Raw genomic sequence first — 23618 nt, 5'->3', positions numbered from 1 at the left:
AATCTTAAAAATGCACTTGTTTCATTTTCAAGGTTAGCTTTTTTGTCATCCTTTGTAGAATGAGTGGGTTTCAATGGGTTGAAAAATTTTTATAGATTGTTTGCATTCCATGTTCCTCCAACAAATAGGTAAGAAAGAAATGGCGCAGTTATGAAACTGGCCATTTCTTTCTCAACTTATTTTAAACTTTCTAAATGTCAGGCAGCAAGCTTAATTAACAAACCTGCCTTCCTTTCCGTGGCTGCTCCAATACTCGTTTCTTAAGTGAACTTTTTGTATTTTTCCAGAAGCTGTTTTTGGCAGTTCGTTCACGAAAGTGACGCCGGTAACGGCCTTGAAATGAGCTAGTTTTTCCCGGGAAAAAGCAATGATATCCGCTTCACTGACTTGATGCCCTTCTCTTAATACGACAAAGGCATGCGGTGTTTCACCCCATTTTTCGTGCGGCGCTGCAATGACTGCCGCCTCAAGGACACTTGGATGCTCATATAATACCCCCTCAACTTCTATAGAGGAAATGTTTTCGCCGCCGCTGATGATAATATCCTTTTTACGGTCAACGATATCAATATAGCCATTCTCATCAACTGTTCCCATATCTCCAGTGTGAAGCCAGCCGTCCCGAATTGTTTTCATCGTTTCTTCGGGATTTTTCCAATAGCCCAACATGACTCCATGGCTTCTTGTGACAACTTCACCGATTTCTTTGCCGTTGTGGGCTACTTCTTCACCATGCTCATTCACGACACGGACATCACAGCCAATCATTGGATACCCGGCTTTCGCTTTCAGCCGTGCTTTTTCTCCCGGGGACAGGTGGGTAAGTTCAGAACGAATGGTGGAAATCAAACTGAGCGGTGTTGATTCCGTCATCCCATACACTTGAATAAACTCCCAGCCGAGTTCCTTTTCTACTCGGGTTACAAACGCTGGCGGCGGCGCAGAGCCTGCGATGACAACCCGTACATCATGATCAATTTCCGGGACGTTTTTCTCATAATATTGCAGCAAGGAATTTAATACAGTTGGCGCCATATGCAAAACGGTTACTTTATATTCTTGAATAGCATTAAAAATAGCTTCCGGCGTAGCCTTTTTTAAGCAAATATGAGTAGCCCCGTTGGCTGTATAGTAGAAGGGTGAGCCCCAGCCGTTCACGTGGAACATTGGCAGGACATGAAGGTAGACATCCTGATCCGTTACGCGCAAATGGTGCATGGTATGTAGTGCATGCAGGTAATTATTACGGTGGGTAAGCATAACACCTTTTGGGTTGCCGGTCGTACCGCTTGTATAAAGCAGGCTGCAAACGTCATTTTCGTCAAGGTCTTCGCGGTCGAACGAGGTTTTCGGAAAACTTGCTAGCCACTTGTCGTAATCGGTTTCATTTGTTTTGTCGTCTTTATATTGAACAATGATATGCTCAACTGTTTCTAAACGTTGTTTGATCGGTTCAATCAAGTGATAAATATCTTGATCGACAAACAGGACTTTCGATTCACTATGATTCAGGATAAATAAATAGTCTTCAGGTTTTAAGCGGATATTGAGCGGAACCATAATCGCGCCAAGTTGAAATACGCCGTAAAAGCCTTCGAGCATTTCAACTGTATTAGGTGCTAGGTAAGCCACCCGTTCCCCCTTGGTGATACCTAAGGCTTTTAATCCATGAGAAAGCTGATTGACCCGTTCCTGCAACTCACGGTATGTAAAAGCTCTTGTATCACAATATACAGCTTTCTTGTCCCCATACAATGAAACAGCACGGTCCAAAAATTGCGTCAACACTAAAGGTACATTCATCTTGTTTCCCTCCCGAAAGAATAGTTTGAATTTTTCAAACGTTATTTTATCATATCTTTTTGCCTAAAATATACTAAAATTATTAATAATAGTAAAAATTGTCTATAATTCAATTTTTATAGCGAATTTAGCCGTATTTAATCGCCCTTAAATGATAGAAAAATAAATAAAAAGGTGTTATTGAATATTTTCATTAAACAACTTTTGGATTTTATGTCATTTTCCTTTTTCTGTTAAATCCGGCTTGATCCAGATTGTTTTAAAATCGACATTTCCCCGGGTATTTAGTTGTACCCCTTTAATCGAGGGGTGGAAGGTTGACTCAATGTTTTTATGAACGAGGAACACAAGCGCATTTGTTTCTATCAGGCGGGACTCAATTTCCGAAAACAGGATGGAACGATCCTCTCGCCTTGATGCAGCCATGATTTCCGTCATGTTCCTGTCGATAAACTCTGCTGTTTCTTGATTGAGGTGCTGCCGTAAAAAGCTGAAGCCTGATTGATAGAGTTCCAGTTTCGATAATTCATTTTCTCCCCAAACGGCTTCAAACAAAATACAGTCTGCTTGATTGATATTTTCCTGTTTAAGGATTTCATTCCAACCGAGAATCGTTACATGAAAAGAAACGCCATAGTTGGCTGCTTCCTGTTTGATCCATTCAGCATCTGGTTGATGGCGGTCGTACGTGAAAAGTTGTACTGATTCTCCCCGATAGCCTGCTGCCTGCAACAAAACCCGGATTTCCTCATCGTCCACTTTTTCAAAAGTCATTTCCAGTGAATCGTTTATGTCAAAGTTAGCAGCAGGAATCATTCGCGGCGGTCCGAGATCGGCAATCAATTTTTTCCTGTCGATCAGTTTATGGACTGCTTTTCGGAAAAATAAGTTTTGCTGCGGGACGGTCTTTTTCCCTAGATTGAAAGTAAATAAAGTACTTCCTTCATACGTCCCCTTGATCAGTTTATGTGACGGGTCGCCAATATGGTTGCTGCCTTCTCCAGTGTTAACAAAAATACTGGTATGATCTGCTAAAATTTCTTTCTCGTATTCTCTCGGGACATTTAAGATCTCAATTCGGTCGACGAAAGGCCTGCCTTCAAAATAGGAGGGATTTGCCTCAAGAGCTATGTAATTTGGGTTATAAGTTTGAACCTTGAAAGGTCCGGTTCCGATGTAACTTGTGCTTCCTGAAGGAATGACCGAAAGCGCCGGAAAACTGAGAAATTGCAAAAACAGCTCGTTTGGTTTGTATAAATGGAAGCGTATCGTATATCGATTTAAGCATTCGATAAAGTGAATATTCTCTACGAGCCAAAATTGCTCAAAATCAGGATGCAATAGCAACGAGAATGTGTACTTAATATCTGTTGCTGTAAGCTCCTTGCCGTTGTGAAATAGAATCCCTTTTTTTAAAAAGAAGGTCCATTCTGTTTTGTTCTCGTTAGCTTCCCAGTAATGGGCCAGTGTGCCCATAGCCTTTTCAGAAGCATAATCGTAAATAACGATCGTGTCATATACATGGAATCATGATTACCGCTGGAGCCTATTTATTAAGCTTGTTGATCCTGTCCCGGCTGGCACACCCATCCGACGAACAACGACAGAAAGTCTCTGGTTTCTTGGCTGACTTACATGAAGGATGGAAATCATTCCGCGGCAACAGAGCCCTTTGGCTGATGACCCTGTTTATCATGCTGTTGAATGCAACCGCTACTGTTGTTCAAACAACGATCATTATTTTTGCAAAGGAAGATCTTCACCTTGCCTCTTCACAAGTAGCAATTGTCATCTCGGCTGTCGGAATTGGCGGAATGGCAGGCAGCATGTTGGCCAGTAGATTGAGGCTGTCATGGGGTCTGGGCGTATTGTTTGGCTTGTCGGCAATTTTTCATGCAGCTGCATATCTGTTGCTGTTTTTTTCATACAATAGCTACATGTTAATTATAGCATTGTTTATCAGCGGGCTGGCGACCTCATTTTACAGCGTCTGTGCCTATACATTCAGGCTCGAACAAACACCGCCCGAGCTGATCGGCAGGATCAGCGGGATCACCGGAACGTTCTTTAGGATTGGCATGCCGATTACTGTCTATTTATCGGGATGGGTTATTCATGAGTGGGGCACGGCACCTATCTTTCTCATGTCGGCAATCTTTAACGCAGCAGTGTTTGTCGTGTACCGCGCGACATTTTTATGGAAGTTAAAATGAAAAATCATGGGAGGTTGCAATATGAACTATATTCAAGTGGAAACACTAACAAGCGGCCAAATAGACGATTTATACTATCTATTTCAAATGGAATGGTGGACGAAAGGGAGGGAGCGGAAAGAAATCGAGACTATGGTGGAAAACTCCAATATTATTATTGGTTTCATAGATGTGGACACCCAAGAATTGATCGGATTTGCCAGAGTTCTTACTGACTTTGTCTATAAAGCTCTGATTTTCGATGTGATGGTCAACAAACGTTTTCGCGGACAACAGCTGGGGAGGAGCTTGATGGATGAGATCATCCATCACCCCAAACTTAAGTCGGTAAAGCATTTTGAATTATATTGCCGAACTGAAATGCGGCCATTCTATGAAAAGTGGGGGTTTACCGAAAAATTGGGTCCATTGCATTTTATGAGAAGAGTTAGCGGCCAATAGGAATCTTTGATTCAGCTAACTTTTTAAAATGGAATACCTATTAATGGATGAAACCGTTCCTCTTCGAAGATAAATCGGTTTCATCCGCAAGTAAATCGAGCTTAACCGCAAGTAAATCCTCCCTCCGCTCCCGCTCACTTCACTTCATAAAAACTTCAAAATAAATAGCCCATTCGAGTCATAGGAAACCAACTTTCCTTCCTTTACGCTAAATATAGATAACCTTTACGGAAAAAGGAAGGTTGTGATGGATGAAGAATTCTATCAAAATTCTGCTGGTATTGGTGTTTGTAAGTTTGTTTTTTGGAAAAGAGGCATGGGCGCAAAATTCTCTACAAACTCAAATTAATGCTGCCCCGGTTGGAGGGGTGGTTAAGTTAAAGGCAGGTACATATAGTGAACGGATTGTCATAAACAAGCCGGTTGTGGTGGAGGCAGAAGAGGTAATAATCCATAACTGCTCATCCAAACCCGCCATTACCATTACTGGAAAGCGAGTCACGCTGAGAGGCATCAAACTCGTAGATTGTCTAAGCGGCAAGAACAGTGCAGCGATTTCCATTAGCGGCAGTGGGCACCAGCTTAATAATATTTCTGTTACTTCGGAAAAAATCGCTTTGAAGCTGAAAAATGTCCAAAAATCCAAGTTTGAAAATATCCGGATTCATGGGCAACACAAAGAAAATGGGATTGACCTTTGGCAGTCTGAGCAAAACCTCTTCCAACAATGCGAAATAAAAAATGTCCAAGACGGAATTTACCTTGAAAACAGCAATCATAATACCTTAATAAAAAATTCTATTGAACATTCAAGGTACGGAGTCCACGTGATGTTCTCAGATCATATTACCCTAAAGCAAAATACATCGACGAAAAATGTAACTGGGGCGATGATTATGGGGGTGAAATACGCGGAGATTAAGGAAAACCAGTTGATTGATAATCAGCAAAATGTGAATGCCCAGGGGCTGCTTTTGTATGATGTTCATCATTCCAACATTCGTGATAATACGATTTCGCACAATCGTCTCGGAATGTATATCGAAGATTCCAGCAGCAATACGATTATACAAAACAAAGTCGAGGCAAATTTTATTGGAACACAAATGAAAAAAATGACTAAAACGATAATGGAAGAGAATGCTTTCATCGCAAATGTAAACGTTATCCAAGCAACTAGCAGCCGTGAAAATCAAATCCAGCATAACTACTGGGACGGTGCCTTAACATTGGATACGGATGGAAATCACAAAAGTAACATCGCCTTTAAGGCTGACCCTTATTTTCTGACACTGACAAGTGAAACGCCGCCATACCAGTTGTTTTTTCAGCATCCCGGCCTTGTTTTACTGCAAAAAATGCTCAAGAGTCCTGATGAGATGCTGGTCACTGATCAAGAACCACTGATGACATCTGACTGGCAAAAAAACGTCCAAGTGAAATCAGAAAAACGATCTGTCCTACTGTTAAGCCTTTTACTGATTACCGGAAGTTTATTCTTACTATATATTGGGAGGAAAAAAATATGAAGTTTTCAATTGTAAAACAATCTGTTCTTATTTTTTCTTTGCTGTTTTTGATTGCCGGGTGTGGAAAAACCGACTATAAACCTGCTGCCATCAATGAAAAAACAGATAAATGTGATGTTTGTCATATGGCAGTAAAAGATGACGGGTTTGCATCAGAAATTATTCTCGAAAATGAAAAGACGCTCAAATTTGATGATATCGGCTGTATGTACAAATGGAAAAGTGAAAACAAGGATGAGAAAATCGGTAATTCCTTTATCAAAGACTATCAAACTAAAAAATGGCTTGAGGTGGAGAAAGCATCATTCGTTTACGACAAATCGATTAAAACGCCAATGGCCTACAATGTCATTGCCTTTGGCGATAAAAAAGCAGCCCAAGACTTTATCGACAAAAATAGCGGCGAACTATTAACTGCAGACGATCTAGGCAGCCATAGTTGGGAACGAAATAAGGCAATGATGGAAGAAATGAAGAAAAAAATGAACATGAACATGAATCATTAATCGCCGGAGGGACAAGTTCTCTCCCTATTAAATAAAAATGTGTTTAAGATCTATTTATAAAGAAAGGAGCGCAAACAATGATCAATCTATGGTTTTCAGAATGGAAAACATTGACGAGACAGCGCTCTTTTTATACTTTTCTTTTCCTATGGGTGATTGTTTTTTCCTTATTATTCTTACTGGAGAAAAACAATATGGGCATTTCCGGCTTTACCAATATAAGCGGTACGATTGTCAACATTTTATTGTATTTATTACCGCTGTTTATGATGATGAACGGTTCCTTTTCGATTGCAAATGAAATGGAAAATGGCCAATGGCGGCTTCTGTGCACGTATCCTGTCAGTATCGCTGCTTACATAGGCGGGAAATTCCTCGGTATTTTTACGGCACAAACCTTAATGTTTACATTTAGTTTTGGTGTAAGCATGCTTATTGGTTTAATAACAGGAGTTCCGTTATCGCTTGCCTGGCTGGTCAGGATTTATTGGTTTTCCTTATTGCTCATATTTGCTTTTTTAATGATGGGTATTTTTCTTGGAACCTTTGTCAAAACAAAGTGGCAGGCATTCACATTGTCAGTCGCGGCCTGGTTTTTTGGTATCATGATTTGGCCGACGGCGTTAATCGCCATTCTTGGACTCATGCCGTATCCACTGATTGAACCATTAATGAAGCTGGCGATGTTCATCAATCCGGCCGAGTTTTTTCGTGTTTTCCTGATGATTCGCTGGGACAGCGGCGCTGTTTTTGGGCAATCATATGATTCGGTTGTCCATTTATTTGAATCGGGCACGGGAATCATTCTTTTGATTCTCTATCTGCTTGCTTACTTTTTGCTGCTGTTTACCTTTGCCATAATCAGCTTGAAACGGAGGAGAATGACATGACCGCCCGACTCGAAATCAAACAGGTCGCCAAGTTTTTTAAACACAAAATGGCACTTTACCCGCTTTCACTTTCGGCTGAAGAAGGGCAGTGCATCGCTTTATGCGGTGGAAACGGTGCCGGTAAAAGTACGTTGCTTCATATGATTGCCGGCCTTTCCTTACCAAATGAAGGGAAAATCCTGATTGATGGCGTTGACATACTGACCAATCGTAAAAAATATGTTTCACTGATCGGCTATATGCCTGATGAATTTTATGCTCAAGAATCCTTAACTGTTAACGAGTTTTTCACCTTTTATGCAGCCTTTAGAAAAGTAGCCAAAACCCGAGTTCAAGAAGTCATTCAACTTCTCGGCCTGGAGGAAAAACAGAATGAACGAATCCAGCATTTATCGAAAGGGATGCGGCAGCGGCTTTTATTTGGCCAAGCATGGATGGCACATCCCGCTGTCCTAATCCTCGATGAACCAACAAACGGCCTTGATCCCTACTGGATTAATGTATTCATTGATTTACTGAAAAAAATAAAAAGCAGCGGCACAACCATAATTTTTTCCACCCATATGATGGACGTTGCCGCAGAAGCCGCAGATCAAATTGTCTTTATGGATCAGGGTAAAATGTCCGAACTTATTGTGAATAATCATCAAAATCCCGAACAACTGATGGTAAACTTGACTAACCGCTATCGGCAAAAAGAACTATCTATGGTTAAATAGATATATATAGCGTTTTAGAAGGTGGCGTTTTCAATGTCTTACCGAACGTTGAAAGTAATTACAATTTTACTTCCTGCTATCTTGATTGGTGGATTTGAACTTCTTAGGCATAGCGTTTTCCTTCATAAACTATCGATGTCTTTGGGAAACTACTTGATTATCTTGTTAACATTAGTGATTATGTATTTCTTCTCAACCTGGATGTTTAATATTATTGCGAAAAAAAATAGACGAATTGCATCGGAGCGGGAAATGCGAGCCGTATATGAGGAACGGGAACGGCTGGCAAAAGAGTTGCATGATAATATTGCGCAAACGTTATTTTTACTGAAAGTGAATCTATCAAAAGGAAAAATAGAAGAAGCAAAAGGGTTGCTCAATTCGATCGATGCCAATGTTAGGCAGGCGATTTACAATTTACGGATGAATCCCGGGGAAATGCCGTCGTTACAAAAACGAATTGAAAATTGGGTTAATGAGTGGTCTGCCGTGTCAGGGATTGAGGCGAGGATTTCGATCGGAACCGAAGAAGGATCCTTTAGCCCCGCGGAAGAGGTACAGCTTTTTAGTATTATTCAGGAAGCGTTTACGAATATCCGCAAGCATTCCCAGGCAACCACAGCATTTTTACAATTACAGACAACTTCTGAAGGCTGGACAATGACGATCAAAGACAATGGCAAAGGGTTTTTGCCCAACCAAAGTGAGCGCACCCGATATGGTTTAGTTATGTTAAGGGAAAGAGCCCAGAAAATGGATGCCCAGCTTGAGATAATCTCTGAGTTAGACGATGGAACCATCATCGTCGTAAAAAGGGAGCGAAACCGTGATGCCTTATCAAGTGTTAATCGCAGATGACCATCCACATGCACGCCGGGCAATATTGGAGATTCTTGAAGACGACAATCTTTTCTCAATTGCTGGGCAAGCAAAAAATGGCAAAGAGGCAATTCAGCTATGTGAAGAACTGAACCCTGATATTTTATTAATTGATATTGAAATGCCTGTCATGAATGGCCTGGAGGCAACAAAAATTATCAAAGAAAAATTTCCTTTGATTAAAGTGATCATCCTCAGTGTTTCTGATAACGTTGGTGATTTATTTACAGCGATTCAATATGGGGCACAGGGATACTTGTTGAAAAATATGGAGCCGGACGATTGGCTGCAATATCTCCACTCGATTGTTGACGGCTCCGACACCATTACAAGGAATCTTGCCGGAAAACTTTTATACCAATTCAGAGAGCGCGACTTAATGAACACCCCTGAAATCAGCACCTTGACAGCCAGGGAAAAGGAAATTCTCCTGTTGGTTTCAGACGGGCTCACCAACAAACAAATCGCGGAAAAACTATACATCGCCGAAAACACCGTCAAAAACCACATCAAACACCTGCTAAATAAACTTGGTCTCGAAAACAGAGTACAACTGGCATCCTATGCGGTTAAATATATCTCAAATTAAATGGGGAGGGGCACATAAAAGCATTTTAAAGAACTATATTTTGATGAAAAACAACTTCCAGTATTGGTAAGGAGTTATATTTTCGTATTTTTTAAGGTTTTAGTATAGTTACAAGGTTCGCTGAATCCGAGCTCCTCACTAATTTCGCTAATGGTGGGGTCCGTCTTTTCCAGTAACTCCTTGAGCCATTCTATTTTTTTAAAAAAAATTTGTTAAGTAAAAGGAACTTCTTTCGGGAATGTTCCTTTTTTTATGAAAAAAATTTCTCAAATTAATAGTTTACATGAGACGCAGAAAACTTTCCCCTCGATTATTCACTTTAAATTGTAACGAACTGTGATAAATGTCACGAATATGCCAAATTTGTCGAATTTTTTAATGGTAAAATATATATGAGTAGACTAATATAGTTATTTTTCATTTAATTCAAATCATTCAAGCAGGTGATTAAATGAATAGAATGTTGAAGGAGGAAAAAGGAATTTCACTTGTCGAGGTACTTGCATCCATTGTTCTTACCACGATTTTACTTATGCTTGTCAGTTCTTACTTTATTCAAAGTTTCCAGCAAAATAAACATATGGATAAAAGTTTTTCTTCCATTCAGCTTTGTCAAAATCTTTTAGATGTATATAGAGCAAAGGGATTTGACATTTTATCTTCAAATCTTTGAAATCCAAAGTCGATACAAATAAACGACGAACTTCAACTAGACTCCTCAACTGACGTATCCAGGTATTCCGCAGAAGTTATCGTTATCCCACATCCAGATCTTCCTAATCGCGTCCTTATTGTAAAAATAACCGTATTTACAAAAAATGAACAGAATAAAACGCAACTGGAGGGGTATGTTCGAAAATGAAACGACAAAGTGGCGTAACTTTAGTCGAACTATTAGCGGTACTTGCGATTTCCTCAATCATCCTTATTACTGTTTTTTGGGATTGGATCAAATCTGAAAATTCATGGCGGTGTTTACGGGAATCCGGTGGTATTGAATGTTACTAAGGGAAAAACAAAAGATAAACCTTTTGCAAACTCTTTTTCGGTTGGGCCGTCATCAGACAAGCTTTATTTTCAAGAAAGACAAACTTCACTGGTCCCAACAACATCAAGACTTTCAATTATATATAATAAAGGGATGGTGTTAAATCCGCCGATTGGGATTCCAACGGTTGCTAAATTCACGATGAAAGAGCTTGAAACCACCTATGAAAGATAAGATTTCTTTCTCGATGATTTGCTAATTAAGTGTGAAACTTTTAAACTTAAAGAGTGTTGAAATATTTTTTAATGGAGTTCGCTAGGTAACAATGGATTTCCAAATCAACATCATCAAAAATCGCTGAAAGGGAGCATAGAGATGGAAAACAATAAAATTCTCAAAATCCAAAAGCTTGGATTTCAATGGGAGACCGAAGATCCCTTTCTTATAACTATGCATCATAAAGATGCTTATCCCGCCGGAAATGATCAGCAGGGGCCGGCCGTATCGCTGGAAGGCAGGGATTTGGGCCAGGATTTTACTGTAAAAGATGGCTTTAGAATGTATCATGGTACAACTGTTCCAGGATTTCCGGCCCATCCACATAAAGGATTTGAAACCGTAACCATTGTTCTTGAAGGATTTGTTGATCATTTTGATTCAACTGGTGCTAGAGGACGCTATGGAAATGGCGATGTGCAATGGCTGACAACCGGGAAAGGCTGTCTTCATACCGAAATGTTCCCTCTCATCCATCAGGATAAGGACAACCCGCTTGAGCTTTTTCAAATTTGGTTGAACCTCGCTGCTAGAGAAAAATCAGCCAATCCGAATTATAAAATGCTGTGGGCTGAAGATATCCCCGAAGTGGAACCAACAAGCCCTAATGGGAAGAAGACAACCGTTCGCCTCATTGCCGGAAGCCTGCTAGGCAAGACTAGTTTAGATCCAGCCCCTGCTTCTTGGGCCAAGGATCCTGACCATCATGTTAGTATCTTTCTTATTCATATGGAGCCAGAGGCTACGTTTAAACTGCCAGCTGTCTCGAAAACATTGAACAGAAATATGTATTTTTATCAAGGGGAAAAAATCCAGTTAGAAGGCACGACCATTATGGCTTCCCATCGTGTAAAGCTTGCAGGTGACCAAGAGATTGAAATGACCAATGGCAGCAAGGATGCTTATATTCTGTTGCTTGAGGGGGAGCCGATTCAGGAGCCGGTTGCCCAGTATGGTCCGTTTGTGATGAACTCGGAGGAAGAAATCCGCGATGCCTTTAATGACTATCGCCGAACACAATTCGGAGGATGGCCATGGGGACGGCTTGATCCTGTCAACGAGCGCAGTGCCGGAAGATTTGCCCAACATGGCGATGGAAGAGTAGAACAAAGATCGTGAAGCATGGATTTTCATGCTTCTTTTTTTGCAAAAAATTGCTGGTATTAACTTTTTCCTTTTTGCTGAATCCAATGCATAATGGCTGCAATAACCTTTTCAAGCTCCTTCCCAGCTGATGTTAATTCGTATTCCACCTTTTTTTGCGAAGTTTTGTCTACCCTTTTAATAATTAGCCCTTCTTTTTCTAAATCTCGTAGCCGTTCTGTTAACAGCCGATCCGAAATGCCAGGGATTTCCGCCAAGATTTGATGATACCTTTTGGGTCCTTGTAACAAACTATAAATAATCACACCAACCCAACGTTTACCAATGAATTCAATAGTACTGTGGAAGTCTTTGCAAATTCCCTGACACTCATTAGGGGTGATCATTTTCGGCGAACACTCATCCATGAAACAGCCTCCGTAGAATTTAGTCTTGATCCTATTTTACTAAAAATAATGAAACTTGACGAATAAACTAACTAATAGTAAGCTTGTTTCTGTACTTACTTATAGTAAGTTTAGAAAAAAGCGTGGAGGAGACAAATGATGACCACTACAGCAATGAAAAGCTTATCTGATGTGATAAAAGAACGTCACTCAGTTAGAAAATACGACCCTAACTTTAAGATTTCAAGACAGGAAATTGAAGAAATTTTAGGCGAAGCCATTTCTGCCCCTTCTTCAAGTAATCTTCAGCCATGGCGCTTTATTGTCTTTGATGATCAAAATACGAAAAAGGAACTGCGGGAAATTGCCAACAACCAGGAACAGGTGGAGACATCATCAGCCGTTATTGCCGTTTTAGCTGATAAGGAAATGTACCGCAATATTGAAAGAGTATACCGGAGTGCTAATGAGGCTGGGTACATGGATGAAGCCAATATGGAACGGTTAATCAAAAGTGCTAATAGTACGTATCCACATGCCTCTGAAGAAATTCGCAAAAATATTGCCTTCTTTGATACAGGGCTGGTTTCGATGCAAATTATGCTGCTTGCAAAGGCAAAAGACTATGATACTGTTCCAATGGGCGGGTTTGATAAAGCAAAATTTAGTCAGCGATTTGCTGTATCGGAACGCTATGAACCGGTTGTCCTGATTGCATTAGGCAAAGCAGCAGCACCCGCATTTAAAACGACAAGGATTCCTTTAAAAGATGTATTGGAGTATAAATAATAATTGCCGAAGCATTTATATGGTCACTCGAACATCTAATAATCAAATTGAAAAAGTAACAGAAGCAGCTTTGAAGGTATAGGCTGCTTTTTTCTTTTATCCAGTGTCAAGCGCCGTTAACACGTCTGGTCAGCTAAGCATAGACTAGATCATCAAGAAGATTGGAGGTTTTTGCGGATGGTAACAGGACCTAATATGTTTGGGTATCAACCGAGTCCCTATTCACGGTCATATTATCAATATACTTACTCCTACCCACAGATTTATTACGGGTCGCCTCCCCCGGGACATTGGTATTTTGGGGGCAAATATGGCGGTGTTTATGGTGGCGGGCATTTAGGCAGCGGTAATGGAGTTGGCTACAATATTGGCGGTCAATTAGGCGGTCAGCATGGGCTTGGGGTTTATTCCGGCGGCCAACTGGGTGGCGGACAGGGACTGGATGTACATGCCATGGGCTCTTTAGGAGGTCCGAATGGCCTTGGACTTCAGGCCGGCGGTCAATTGGGAGGAGGACATGGTCTTGGTCTTCATGCGGCTGGTCAATTAGGCGGTCAGCAGGGCGTTGGTGTTCAAGCCGGCGGACATTTAGGTGGAGGGCACGGCCTTGGGGCACATGTAGGTGGGAAGTTAGGAAAATACGGTGGCAATTTTGGCTTCCAACTTGGAGGAAAAAAGATCGAAGAATCAAGCAGCTAATAAAAAAATAATCCTACAATGATCATAAAGACATCGATCATAAAAAATCGCTGTCTTTTTCTTATTTTAGAAGATTTATCAGCGATTTTTTCCAACATATCGGCGAAACAGGACCTTTTATCGGCGCTATTTCATTTTTATCGCGAATTATACAATATATCGGCAAATCAAAAATGTTCCTTTTTCAAGTTAACTTAATTGGCTGAAAATGACGATTTTTATTGACGATGAACTTTATCCCTGATAATATTCATTTATTATTCTAATATAGATTCACCTTGTATAAGTTCGAGAATATGGCTCGAATGTCTCTACCAGGCTGCCGTAAATAGCCTGTCTACAAGGGGCAATGCGTTTGATTTATCAAAGTATACTTTGTCCTTTGCAGAACATCCTGCGGCAGCTTAAGCCGGGGGATTTTTTAATAGATATGGAGGACAATCATGAGAAACTACTTTCAATTTTCCGAGCGGGGTACTTCTTTTAAACAGGAAAGTGCCGCAGGAATTACGACATTTCTATCAATGGCTTATATTCTAGTTGTCAATCCGGTGATCTTGAGTCAAACCGGCATGGACAAGGGAGCGTTATTTACGGCAACTGCCTTATCGGCGATTATCGGATCCTTGTTAATTGGTGTAATGGCTAATTTTCCAATCGGAATTGCGCCTAGCATGGGAATTAATGCCTTTTTTACGTTTAGTGTCTGTATTGGCATGAAAATACCATGGGAAACAGCGTTGGCCGGGGTATTTGTCGCTGGATTGTTATTCATGATCTTAAGTATATTAAAAATCCGCGAAAAAATTATTAACGCTATTCCCGCAGATTTAAAACATGCTATTGCCGCTGGGATTGGTTTCTTCGTGGCTTTTATGGGTTTGAAAAATGCCGGTATTATTACGGCAAATGAAGCTACTTTTGTTGCAATTGGCAACCTCAAATCAGCCCCGACTGTACTCGCAATTGTTGGCTTTATCATTATGATTTTTCTATTAAATAAAGGGATAAAAGGTGGCATTTTTTATGGAATGGTGCTAACAACCATTCTCGGGATGATATTTGGAATTATTACTCCCCCGGATAAAATTATTGGGAGCATTCCTAGTTTAGAGCCTACCTTTGGGTTGCTATTCGGCCATTTGGATGAGATTTTTTCGATAAAAATGCTAGCTGTCATTTTCACCTTTTTATTTGTTGCCTTTTTTGATACAACCGGCGCTTTGATCGCGATTGCCAGCCAGGCCGGTTTAATGAAGGATAATCAGATTCCAAATGCCGGGAAAGCCCTTTTGGCCGACTCGTTGTCCGGTATTGTTGGCTCTGTATTGGGAACTTCAACAACGGCATCATTTGTGGAGTCAACGGCGGGGATTGCTGTGGGCGGCAGGACAGGTTTTACATCTATTATCATCGCCGCATGCTTCACCATATCATTGTTTTTTTCACCTGTACTTGCGGTCGTCACACCGGAGGTAACGGCACCGGCCTTAATCATCGTTGGTGCGATGATGGCAACCGAGATCAGCAAAATCAATTGGAGTAACTTTGCTATTGTGATTCCATGCTTTGTTACGATTATTACGATGCCTTTAACCTATAGTATCGCAACTGGGATCGCCTTAGGATTTATTTTATATCCAATCACGATGTTAGCTACGAAGAAAACATTGGAAGTCCATCCGATTATGTATGTTTTATGTGCGATATTTATCGGTTATTTTGTCTATGTCATATAATAATAGCTGGATATGGTTCAAAATCCTACAGATATCAAGAAAATGCCCACGAATGGCGGACAAACGTCGCGACCCGTTCGTGGGTTTTCTTTTGATGATAACCATGATTAGAGGCGCGCTTGGGATAAAATATCGTGTTTTTTTTATTTCTGTGATATTTTTCATTTAAAAAAATGATTAATTTATATATTATGGGAATAAAGGACTAAAAAGGGTTTTGCTATATTTAATTCCACTTAAAACAATAATTGTATGATTGCTTTAAGTCTTGAATTAATGTAAGTTCCTGTTAGGAGGAAATACAGAAAGGGTGACCTCCATGAGTATATATGAGCGAAAGGTTTTTCTTACTATTAAAATTGAGCGATTACGAAAACGGATGATTAAATTAGGGATGGAAAAAGGTCTTTCTGCTGAAGAAACACTTCTTGCAAGTAAAAAACTCGATATAGCTTTAAATGAGCTTGTTAGTATGGAAGATAAAAGTGGAATGTGCTGTAAACATTCTGCGTCTTAGTGATGAAGGCATTGCTGCAGGCATCGCTTTTTAAATAAGAAAACCAATCGAACGAACGATTGGCTGTTAATATCTTTTTATAAGAGGGAGAAAGAAAAAATGACAATACTGCCTGACTTATGAATATACCAAACTTCCTGAAGCAAGGTCGACAATCCTTCTTGCTAAAATAAAACTGGGATCAATGACATTGATGCCATCCTGTTCACTTAAAACACAAGGAATTTCGGTGCACCCGGCAATGACGGCCTCTGCTCCTGCAGTAATCATTGTCTCGGCTGCTTGCAGCAATATTTCCTTCGCTTCCATGGTATCTCCGGATTTTACCGCATAAATCCCTTCCATCACTCTCGCTTGTGTCATTTCGTCAGGTATTAGTACAGTAATTTTACCTTCACTAAGATAATTTTGGTATAGCTTTGTGGCCAGTGTTCCATCAGTCGCTAATAAAGCAATGCGTTTTAATCCCGTTTCCTTAATATAGTTTACCGTTTCTTTCGGCATGTTTATAATCGGGATGCTGACTGCGGCTTGAATATCTGGTAAAAAATAATGTGCCGTATTACAGGCAATCGCAAGCATATCAGCTCCAGCCATTTCCAATCTGCGGGCTGATTGAATCATAAATGGCAGTGGATTGATTCCATCTTCTATGATCGCTGAAGTACGATCCGGAATTTGCGGATAATTATCCACGATCATATGAATATGTTCCTGATCGTTTTTTGCAGGTGTTAAGAGAATTATTTTTGTCATCAAATCAACTGTAGCTAGCGGTCCCATGCCGCCGATAATACCGACTGTCTTCATACCACTCTCCACCTTTTTGATTATTCACTTAAAGTATAAGTCCAGGGTGAGAGGCAGCGTATATCGAAATCCTATATTCATTATAGAACTTCTATATATAGGGACTAGATTTCGGTTGAAACTTATATCCATATGAATATATCTGAGTTCATACACTGTTGAGAATAAAAAAGTCAATAAAAGGTGATTTCCGTTCCCCCTTTCGATAAATAATCTCAATTTTTACATCAAGTTGACCTGGGGAAATGAGTGGGACACGAAACAGTCGACCGTCCGCAAGCTCTTTTACCACACAATGCTGTGGTAAGAAGCTGACCCCCACACCATTCATGACCAGGTTTTTGGCTGTTTCCATACTATCTACTTCAAGAATGATATTAGGTTTAAGATTTTTAGAATCAAATAAACGATAGATCATCAACCAATCTACCGACCCATAATCAAAAAAGATCAATGGTTGTTCACTTACTTCCTCAATCGTGACCTGCTCACTTTGTAGAAGGGGATGTCCCGCCGGGGCAAACAAGCCAATGGGATCGTGGCGAAATAACAGTGATTTGATTTGCGAGTGTTTAACCGTGCGAACGATACCGAAATCGACCTTCTTATTCAGCACTTCGTCCAAAATATCGTTGGAATGCCCAGTAATAATCTTGATGTTGACATTAGGATATTCCTGTTGAAAGGTAGGAATGAGCTCTGGGATAATATAATTTGAAATAGAACTGGCACAGCCAATTTTTAATTGATTGGGTGTGGTGATAGGATGATGCAGTTTCACCCTTGCTTCCTGATAGGATTGGAGAATCGTTTGTGCATATGGCAAAAAAATTTTCCCCTGTTCACTTAGGGAAATATGTTTCCCAGTCCGCTGAAACAATTCCACATTAAGTTCACTTTCCAGGGAGTGAATCCGTGCGGTAACGGAAGGCTGTGTTAAATATAGAGCCTCGGCCGTTTTAACAAAGCTTCCTAAATGAACAGCATAGACAAAAGCCTCAATATTTTCGAGATTCAATTCGGAAACCACCCTTCTGACGGCTCGTAATTCTTGATGTCAGTCATGTAACTATATTCTTATAATATAATGAATTAGTAGAATGGGTTATGAATTTTACAGGAAAATTTAATAAGCTGAATGGTGTTGCTTTAATGACGGACCCAAGAATTCCAACAATACTGATAAAGAAACTATTGAGAAAAAATGAATTAGTTCACAAATTGTTAAGAAAGTAAACGCTCATAGTTCTCCTTTTTATTTTATACTATAAACAGCACAAGGGCGTGTAGCTTTAATATTGAAGGCAATGGGGCTTTTGAAATTTCAAAGGTCCCGTTTTGTTTCTTTAAAAAGATAAAGCTGTTGAGTTTATCGATTATAGATGAATAAAAAATAGTTATATATGTTTCAATGTTGAAGCATAGATTTGAAAGCAAAGAGGCTTAGGGTTATAAGTAATATTCCTACCTTTGGGGATATTTATAATCTTAAGCCTTTTTGCTTTTATAAGACAAAAGGAATTTGCATAGGTTTGAGCCCAGTAATTTTAGCCACCATGAAAAAGTATAACTATTTTTGTGGTGCAGCGCTGATTTTGCGCTGCATGGGAGACTAATAGGGAAGTATAAAATTTTTCCTATATTTTTGGAGGAGGGAGATTGAGAAATGGATCTTGAAACAGTTATTAACCAAATACTTGAAGAACTCATCAATGGTGATGAAACAAAGGCAACTAACGAAAACAGCCAAGTGGATAATCTTTCAAAAAACGTAATAGAAGTTATGTTTAATCATGAGAGTCTGAAAGAATAGTTATTTCAAATATTCACGAAGGAGGTTTAGCTCCTGTTGAAGCAGGTGCATATCTTGCCGGCCTAATTCAAACCATACTTGAACAAAAGGCTTCCGGCATTAATTTAAATAAGTATTATAAATTTCAATAAATTAGGAGATGAACATTGTGGAGACATTAAATAAATCATTATTGGAAGATTTGATAAAAAAAGTTATCGCTGAACAATTAGACATAGGAGGAATCCAGGCAATAAATAAAACCGTTGACCCGAGCGGTGTGATATCAGTTAGTATTCCAACAATCAAAGTGACAGAAGAAGATCGTTTGGATACTGGAAGCAAAGAGGATATTGTCTACACAAAGGATATTTTTACTTTGAAAGAGAGTCCTAGATTAGGATGTGGGGTCATGGAAATGGATGATACTACATTTGATTGGACATTGAAATATGACGAAATAGATTATGTCATTGAAGGCCAACTTGATATCTTGGTGAATGGAAAGACAATCAGTGCCGGAGAGGGAGAAGTAATATTTATTCCTAGAGATAGCAAGATCCAATTTTCAGTAAAGAATCATGCACGTTTTTTATATATCACATATCCAGCTGACTGGGCAAAACAATGATTATAACCTGTCAATAGATTTTTAAAATAATTCAAGAAATTCTATCAGGAGTTTTAGGAAAATATATTTCGGTTTGGAAAAGAAAGGTTGGTGAAAAAACAATACATCTTCACCACCGGGTTAGAAACATGTAATGGGACAAGAATATTTCAGAAAGGATAATTAGAAATGGAGGAAATATCTTTACGAACAAAACTTAATATTGGTGCAAACTCACTTGACAGTTTGTTGAAGATAACAGGACAAAAAGTCTTTATTATCGCAGATCCATTTATTGTCCAGTCAGGAATTGTTAGTGAGGTCACGAATCGGCTTCATTCTAATCATAATGAGTACTTAATTTTTAATGATATTATTCCCGACCCTCCTATTGAAACAGTCACAATGGGTGTAAAGGCCTTACAGGAATTTTATCCTTCGGTCCTGATAGCCATTGGAGGTGGTTCAGCAATTGATACAGCGAAGGCAATTAAAGAATTTTCGATAAGATTATTTAAACAGGAAAATGATTTAAAATTTATTGCAATTCCAACTACAAGTGGTACAGGATCGGAAGTTACTTCATTTTCGGTAATTACTGATCAAGAAAAACATGTTAAGTATCCGCTTGTTGCTGATTCTTTATTACCTGATGAAGCTATCCTGGATCCTAATCTTGTCATTTCTGTTCCTCCTGCCATTACCGCTGATACTGGTTTAGATGTTTTAACGCACGCATTAGAAGCATATGTTTCGACTAATGCCAACGATTTTTCCGATGCATTGGCTGAAAAGGCTTTCCAGTTAATTTTTGATTACCTATTGCGTTGCTATAACAATGGAAAAGACATCGAAGCAAGAGAAAAGATTCATCATGCATCTTGTTTGGCTGGAATGGCTTTCAATATCGCAGGACTGGGGGTCAATCACGGGATTGCACATGCGTGTGGGGCGCAATTTCATATTCCTCATGGAAGAATGAATGCTATTTTACTGACAGCAGTAATTGAATATAATGCTGACCTGAAGGGCTTTTCCAATAGCACACAAACACTCACAGCGCAAAAATATGCTCAATTAGCAAAAAAAAATGGTTTCTCGTCAAGTAACATTAGAAGTGGAGTAACAAGCTTGATTCAACATATTCAACAATTAAAAAAAGATCTAAATATGCCGCAGAATTTAAGAGCATGCGGACTGACATATGAGCAACTGATGAAGTCTTTAGAGACAATAACTGAAGCAGCATTAAAGGATGGATGCACAAAAGCAAATCCAAGGTTGCCAACAACAAACGATATTGAAGCAATTGTTAAGCAAATTTTTTAAGTTCACAAATTGTTTAAAAAGTAAACGCTCACAACTAATATTTTTCTTTTATACTATAAATAGCACAAGGAAGTGCAACTTTCATTAAGAGAGCAATGGGGCTTTTGAAAAAAGTTATTTTTTTTCAAAGCTCCTTTTTGTTTTTAATTTAATAAATCCTTTATAGGGCAAAGGAGGAAAAAGGTAGGATTGGATTAAAAATGGATCATGAAAATAAAGATAGGGTCATTCAGGAATATGTACCAGGTAAACAGGTAACATTAGCGCATATTATTGCGAATCCAGATTCAGATTTATATAAAAAATTAGGCCTATCAAATCTTTCAACTAATGCTATTGGAATTTTAACGATTACTCCTAGTGAAGCATCAATTATTGCTGCTGATATTGCCACAAAAGCTGGCAATGTGGAGATTGGGTTTGTAGACAGATTCAGTGGATCAGTTGTTCTGACAGGGGATGTATCTTCGGTCGAGTATGCACTGAATGAAGTTATAAATGGACTATCTTCGATATTGAATTTTTCTATTCCTCAGGTTACGAGAACATAGGAGATAACGATGAAGAAAATTATTTTGATTGGTAAAACCGGTAGTGGGAAAACAACCCTTTGTCAAAAGCTTCACGGGAAAGTCGTTGAATATCAAAAAACCCAGACAATAAATCCGTTTGAACATGCGATCGATACTCCTGGGGAATATATAGAAAATCGCTTTTATTATAAAGCCCTAATTGTAACAGCTGCAGATGCAGATGTTATTGTTTTAGTACAAGATTGTACTGAAGAGGATAGTTTCTTTCCTCCTTCCTTTGCTGCTGTTTTTCCAAAGCCCATTATTGGGATTGTTACAAAGATTGACTTAGCAAACAATAAGCGGCAAGTGAAAGCTGCAGAGGAACATTTGCAAATAGCCGGGGCTGAAAAGTTGTTTCATACGTCCGTTTCAACAGGTAAAGGAATTGAAGAATTAAGGAAGTATCTGGAGCTTGATTGAATTAAGACAACAGCTTAAGGAGAATTAAATAAAATATGAAAAAGCGAATTGTAATTGTCGATGATGAACCGATTACAAAAATCGATATACGCGAATTATTATGCGAAGCTGGCTACGATGTTGTGGGAGAAGCTTCCGATGGCTTTGAAGCAATAGATGTATGCAGAATGTATTCTCCCGATTTAGTTATCATGGACATTAAAATGCCCATTTTGGATGGATTAAAAGCAAGTAAAATGATTATGCGTGAAAAACTTGCAGGTGGAATTTTATTGCTTAGTGCTTTTAATGATACTGACTACATTCAACAAGCGAAGGAAGTTGGAGCGTTAGGTTATTTAGTTAAACCGCTGGATGAAAAATCATTTATTCCAACAATTGAAACGGCTATTGCAAAAGGAAAAGAATTGAACAGGCTAGAAATTGAAGTGAGAAAGGTATCACAAAAGCTAGAGGATAGAAAGGCAATAGACATTGCAAAAGGGTTACTTATGAGGGAACGCCAATTAACGGAAGATGAGGCCTATAAATTTATAAGAAAATTGAGCATGGATCGGCGCTGTTCCATGGGGGAGATTGCCAGAACAATCATGATCATGTATGAGTGATAAGAAACGGATCCTAGAACTTTGTCAACAGTATACCAACTTAACAAACGATGACATAGAAAAAATTTTGAAAATGGCTGATGTCGTAGACATCATGGTTGATTTTTTAGAATGTGATATCTTCATTGATGTACCAACAACAAGGAAGGATGAATCAATTGTTGTTTACCATTGTAAACCAAAGGGAAAGTCCATGTACTGGGATACTCCAGTCGGTGAAATGGCAAAACGAGAAAATGAACCAGGTGTGTGGCACGTAATGTCAACTGGTGAGCATACAAGTAATATAAAGGCGCAAACACAAGAAAACCGCTATGTGACACAAGATATTTATCCAATCTGTAATGAGCAGAAGGTTATTGGCACATTAATCATGGAAAAAGATATTAGTGATGATATTGAAAAAAATTTCAAGCTTAATGATCAGCGTCAAGAATTGCTGCCGTCTACTCTACTGTCAATCAAGAGCCTAAACGATTATTTAGACGATGCCATCTTAATTTTTGATAAAGACGGTTTTCTTCAATTCAAAAATGTGAAGGCTGAAATTCTTTATAAAAGCTTGGGTTTTATGGATGAAATTGAAGGAAAGCATTACGACGATTTGACTATCAATGAGATCACATTCGAGCAATTATTAGTAGACGAAGGACTTAACTTTAATCATGAGGTGAAGATTGGGGACTACTACTTCTTAATGAAAAAAGTGGTTGTTCCGAATAGTGAGGAAAAAATTGCGGTGGTGTTACGAGATATCACCCAGATAAAAGATAAAGACGCAGAATTGACCTTAAAAGCGGTAGCGATAAGGGAAATTCATCACCGGATAAAAAATAATCTGCAAACGATTGCCTCGTTGTTACGAATGCAGTCAAGAAGAAGTAATAACGCTGAGGCAAAACGATTACTAAAAGACAGTATGAATCGAATTTTGTCGATAGCGGCAACCCATGAATTATTATCAAAACAATTAAGCGATGCAATTAATTTAAATCAGGTAATCCAGTTTGTCCTAAATAACTTACATCAAAGCTATTCTGATAATAATAAAATTAGCCTGCATTATGTTTCTAATGAAGATTTTATGATTAACAGTGATCACGCCACAGTTATTGCTTTGATCATTAATGAGTTAGTACAAAATTGCTACGATCATGCTTTTGGGGAAAATAATGAAGGTACAATACAGGTTAAGGTGCACAAAGAGAATAGTAAAATTAACATTTCTGTTATCGATGATGGGGCTGGCTTTGACTTTTCAAATGAGGTAAAAAATAGCTTGGGCTTTTCCATTGTCCAGAGTTATGTAAAGGACAAATTAAAGGGAACTCTTCAATTCAATAGGCTGGAGAAGGGGACTGATATTTCCTTCCAGTTCGAATTACAAAATGAATAAAATTTAATTTG

29 protein-coding genes and 1 riboswitch are annotated in these 23618 nt (G+C 39.1%); of the genes, 24 read left to right on the top strand and 5 right to left on the bottom strand.

All coding sequences use genetic code 11. The features are described from left to right. Positions 1–210: 210 nt before the first annotated feature. The gene (locus RCG24_RS13370) at positions 211–1803 is read right to left on the bottom strand and encodes a long-chain-fatty-acid--CoA ligase (protein WP_202656047.1); all 1593 of its coding nucleotides are present in this window, start codon (positions 1801–1803) and stop codon (positions 211–213) included. Between the two features lie 216 nt (positions 1804–2019). Continuing rightward, positions 2020–3279 carry an ABC transporter substrate-binding protein gene (locus tag RCG24_RS13365; protein WP_308077245.1) on the bottom strand — a complete coding sequence of 420 codons (1260 nt, stop codon included), beginning with the start codon at positions 3277–3279 and terminating at the stop codon, positions 2020–2022. A gap of 53 nt (positions 3280–3332) precedes the next feature. On the opposite strand from RCG24_RS13365, the gene RCG24_RS13360 reads away from it, so the two are divergent. The 12 genes from RCG24_RS13360 to RCG24_RS13305 all read left to right on the top strand — a co-directional run bounded on the left by RCG24_RS13360 (position 3333) and on the right by RCG24_RS13305 (position 11952). Beyond that, positions 3333–4016, top strand: a complete 684-nt coding sequence (locus tag RCG24_RS13360) for an MFS transporter (RefSeq protein ID WP_202656045.1) — start codon at positions 3333–3335, stop codon at positions 4014–4016. A 21-nt stretch (positions 4017–4037) separates the two neighbouring features. Next, positions 4038–4457: a GNAT family N-acetyltransferase gene (locus tag RCG24_RS13355; protein ID WP_308077244.1), complete on the top strand. Its 420-nt coding sequence runs from the start codon at positions 4038–4040 to the stop codon at positions 4455–4457. 251 nt (positions 4458–4708) lie between these two features. Continuing rightward, positions 4709–5986 (top strand): right-handed parallel beta-helix repeat-containing protein, encoded by a 1278-nt coding sequence (locus RCG24_RS13350; RefSeq protein ID WP_308077243.1) that lies wholly within the window; start codon positions 4709–4711, stop codon positions 5984–5986. Continuing rightward, positions 5983–6492: a nitrous oxide reductase accessory protein NosL gene (locus tag RCG24_RS13345; protein ID WP_202656042.1), complete on the top strand. Its 510-nt coding sequence runs from the start codon at positions 5983–5985 to the stop codon at positions 6490–6492. Before RCG24_RS13350 ends, RCG24_RS13345 begins: the two co-directional genes overlap by 4 nt. Positions 6493–6569: 77 nt before the next feature. After that, on the top strand, positions 6570–7382 hold the full coding sequence (locus RCG24_RS13340) for an ABC transporter permease (protein WP_202656041.1): 813 nt from the start codon (positions 6570–6572) through the stop codon (positions 7380–7382). Next, positions 7379–8101 carry an ABC transporter ATP-binding protein gene (locus tag RCG24_RS13335; protein ID WP_308077242.1) on the top strand — a complete coding sequence of 241 codons (723 nt, stop codon included), beginning with the start codon at positions 7379–7381 and terminating at the stop codon, positions 8099–8101. Before RCG24_RS13340 ends, RCG24_RS13335 begins: the two co-directional genes overlap by 4 nt. 33 nt (positions 8102–8134) lie before the next feature. Next, a complete protein-coding gene (locus RCG24_RS13330) occupies positions 8135–8959 on the top strand; it encodes a sensor histidine kinase (RefSeq protein WP_308077241.1) in 825 nt (274 codons plus the stop codon). Continuing rightward, positions 8928–9569 carry a response regulator gene (locus RCG24_RS13325; protein WP_308077240.1) on the top strand — a complete coding sequence of 214 codons (642 nt, stop codon included), beginning with the start codon at positions 8928–8930 and terminating at the stop codon, positions 9567–9569. The genes RCG24_RS13330 and RCG24_RS13325 overlap by 32 nt, the downstream gene beginning before the upstream one ends. 451 nt (positions 9570–10020) lie before the next feature. Continuing rightward, positions 10021–10242 (top strand): type IV pilus modification PilV family protein, encoded by a 222-nt coding sequence (locus RCG24_RS13320; protein ID WP_308077239.1) that lies wholly within the window; start codon positions 10021–10023, stop codon positions 10240–10242. A gap of 185 nt (positions 10243–10427) precedes the next feature. Continuing rightward, the gene (locus RCG24_RS13315; protein ID WP_308077238.1) at positions 10428–10577 is read left to right on the top strand and encodes a PilW family protein; all 150 of its coding nucleotides are present in this window, start codon (positions 10428–10430) and stop codon (positions 10575–10577) included. Next, positions 10564–10791: a hypothetical protein gene (locus RCG24_RS13310; protein WP_308077237.1), complete on the top strand. Its 228-nt coding sequence runs from the start codon at positions 10564–10566 to the stop codon at positions 10789–10791. Before RCG24_RS13315 ends, RCG24_RS13310 begins: the two co-directional genes overlap by 14 nt. 141 nt (positions 10792–10932) lie before the next feature. Continuing rightward, the gene (locus RCG24_RS13305; protein ID WP_308077236.1) at positions 10933–11952 is read left to right on the top strand and encodes a pirin family protein; all 1020 of its coding nucleotides are present in this window, start codon (positions 10933–10935) and stop codon (positions 11950–11952) included. A 44-nt stretch (positions 11953–11996) separates the two neighbouring features. Here RCG24_RS13305 and RCG24_RS13300 read toward each other — a convergent pair whose 3' ends face one another. Next, positions 11997–12344 carry a winged helix-turn-helix transcriptional regulator gene (locus tag RCG24_RS13300; RefSeq protein ID WP_308077235.1) on the bottom strand — a complete coding sequence of 116 codons (348 nt, stop codon included), beginning with the start codon at positions 12342–12344 and terminating at the stop codon, positions 11997–11999. 135 nt (positions 12345–12479) lie between these two features. On the opposite strand from RCG24_RS13300, the gene RCG24_RS13295 reads away from it, so the two are divergent. The 4 genes from RCG24_RS13295 to RCG24_RS13280 all read left to right on the top strand — a co-directional run bounded on the left by RCG24_RS13295 (position 12480) and on the right by RCG24_RS13280 (position 16067). Beyond that, positions 12480–13112 carry a nitroreductase family protein gene (locus RCG24_RS13295; protein ID WP_308077234.1) on the top strand — a complete coding sequence of 211 codons (633 nt, stop codon included), beginning with the start codon at positions 12480–12482 and terminating at the stop codon, positions 13110–13112. A gap of 177 nt (positions 13113–13289) precedes the next feature. Further along, positions 13290–13811 (top strand): hypothetical protein, encoded by a 522-nt coding sequence (locus RCG24_RS13290; RefSeq protein ID WP_308077233.1) that lies wholly within the window; start codon positions 13290–13292, stop codon positions 13809–13811. Between the two features lie 258 nt (positions 13812–14069). Continuing rightward, positions 14070–14171: riboswitch (purine riboswitch) on the top strand. Positions 14172–14254: 83 nt separating this feature from the next. After that, on the top strand, positions 14255–15550 hold the full coding sequence (locus tag RCG24_RS13285; RefSeq protein WP_308077232.1) for an NCS2 family permease: 1296 nt from the start codon (positions 14255–14257) through the stop codon (positions 15548–15550). A 319-nt stretch (positions 15551–15869) separates the two neighbouring features. Next, a complete protein-coding gene (locus RCG24_RS13280) occupies positions 15870–16067 on the top strand; it encodes an aspartyl-phosphate phosphatase Spo0E family protein (protein WP_308077231.1) in 198 nt (65 codons plus the stop codon). Positions 16068–16184: 117 nt separating this feature from the next. On the opposite strand, the gene RCG24_RS13275 is transcribed toward RCG24_RS13280, so the two are convergent. Continuing rightward, entirely contained in the window at positions 16185–16877 is a 693-nt protein-coding gene (locus RCG24_RS13275) for a cysteate racemase (protein WP_308077230.1), read from the bottom strand. Positions 16878–17025: 148 nt separating this feature from the next. Beyond that, on the bottom strand, positions 17026–17895 hold the full coding sequence (locus tag RCG24_RS13270; RefSeq protein WP_308077229.1) for a LysR family transcriptional regulator: 870 nt from the start codon (positions 17893–17895) through the stop codon (positions 17026–17028). A gap of 648 nt (positions 17896–18543) precedes the next feature. Between RCG24_RS13270 and RCG24_RS13265 the strand changes: the two genes are divergently transcribed. The 8 genes from RCG24_RS13265 to RCG24_RS13235 all read left to right on the top strand — a co-directional run bounded on the left by RCG24_RS13265 (position 18544) and on the right by RCG24_RS13235 (position 23607). Beyond that, positions 18544–18690 carry a hypothetical protein gene (locus RCG24_RS13265; protein ID WP_308077228.1) on the top strand — a complete coding sequence of 49 codons (147 nt, stop codon included), beginning with the start codon at positions 18544–18546 and terminating at the stop codon, positions 18688–18690. After that, on the top strand, positions 18687–18821 hold the full coding sequence (locus RCG24_RS21305; RefSeq protein WP_374049160.1) for an ethanolamine ammonia-lyase light chain EutC: 135 nt from the start codon (positions 18687–18689) through the stop codon (positions 18819–18821). Before RCG24_RS13265 ends, RCG24_RS21305 begins: the two co-directional genes overlap by 4 nt. A 17-nt stretch (positions 18822–18838) precedes the next feature. Next, complete coding sequence (locus RCG24_RS13260) at positions 18839–19300, top strand: cupin domain-containing protein (RefSeq protein WP_308077227.1); 462 nt, start codon at positions 18839–18841, stop codon at positions 19298–19300. 168 nt (positions 19301–19468) lie between these two features. Beyond that, positions 19469–20608: a 1-propanol dehydrogenase PduQ gene (locus RCG24_RS13255; RefSeq protein WP_308077226.1), complete on the top strand. Its 1140-nt coding sequence runs from the start codon at positions 19469–19471 to the stop codon at positions 20606–20608. Between the two features lie 200 nt (positions 20609–20808). Beyond that, positions 20809–21159 (top strand): ethanolamine utilization microcompartment protein EutS, encoded by a 351-nt coding sequence (eutS, locus tag RCG24_RS13250; protein ID WP_202656023.1) that lies wholly within the window; start codon positions 20809–20811, stop codon positions 21157–21159. 9 nt (positions 21160–21168) lie between these two features. Further along, positions 21169–21603, top strand: a complete 435-nt coding sequence (locus tag RCG24_RS13245; RefSeq protein WP_308077225.1) for a EutP/PduV family microcompartment system protein — start codon at positions 21169–21171, stop codon at positions 21601–21603. Between the two features lie 35 nt (positions 21604–21638). Then, on the top strand, positions 21639–22211 hold the full coding sequence (locus RCG24_RS13240; protein ID WP_308077224.1) for an ANTAR domain-containing response regulator: 573 nt from the start codon (positions 21639–21641) through the stop codon (positions 22209–22211). Then, the gene (locus tag RCG24_RS13235) at positions 22204–23607 is read left to right on the top strand and encodes a sensor histidine kinase (protein WP_202656020.1); all 1404 of its coding nucleotides are present in this window, start codon (positions 22204–22206) and stop codon (positions 23605–23607) included. Before RCG24_RS13240 ends, RCG24_RS13235 begins: the two co-directional genes overlap by 8 nt. The last annotated feature ends 11 nt before the right edge of the window (positions 23608–23618 follow it).

Origin of the sequence: Neobacillus sp. OS1-32 (genome assembly GCF_030915425.1) — a bacterium.
Taxonomy (GTDB): Bacteria; Bacillota; Bacilli; order Bacillales; family Cytobacillaceae; genus Neobacillus; species Neobacillus paridis.
Note: the sequence above shows the minus strand (reverse complement) of the source record. Positions and strands in the feature narration are given on the sequence as shown.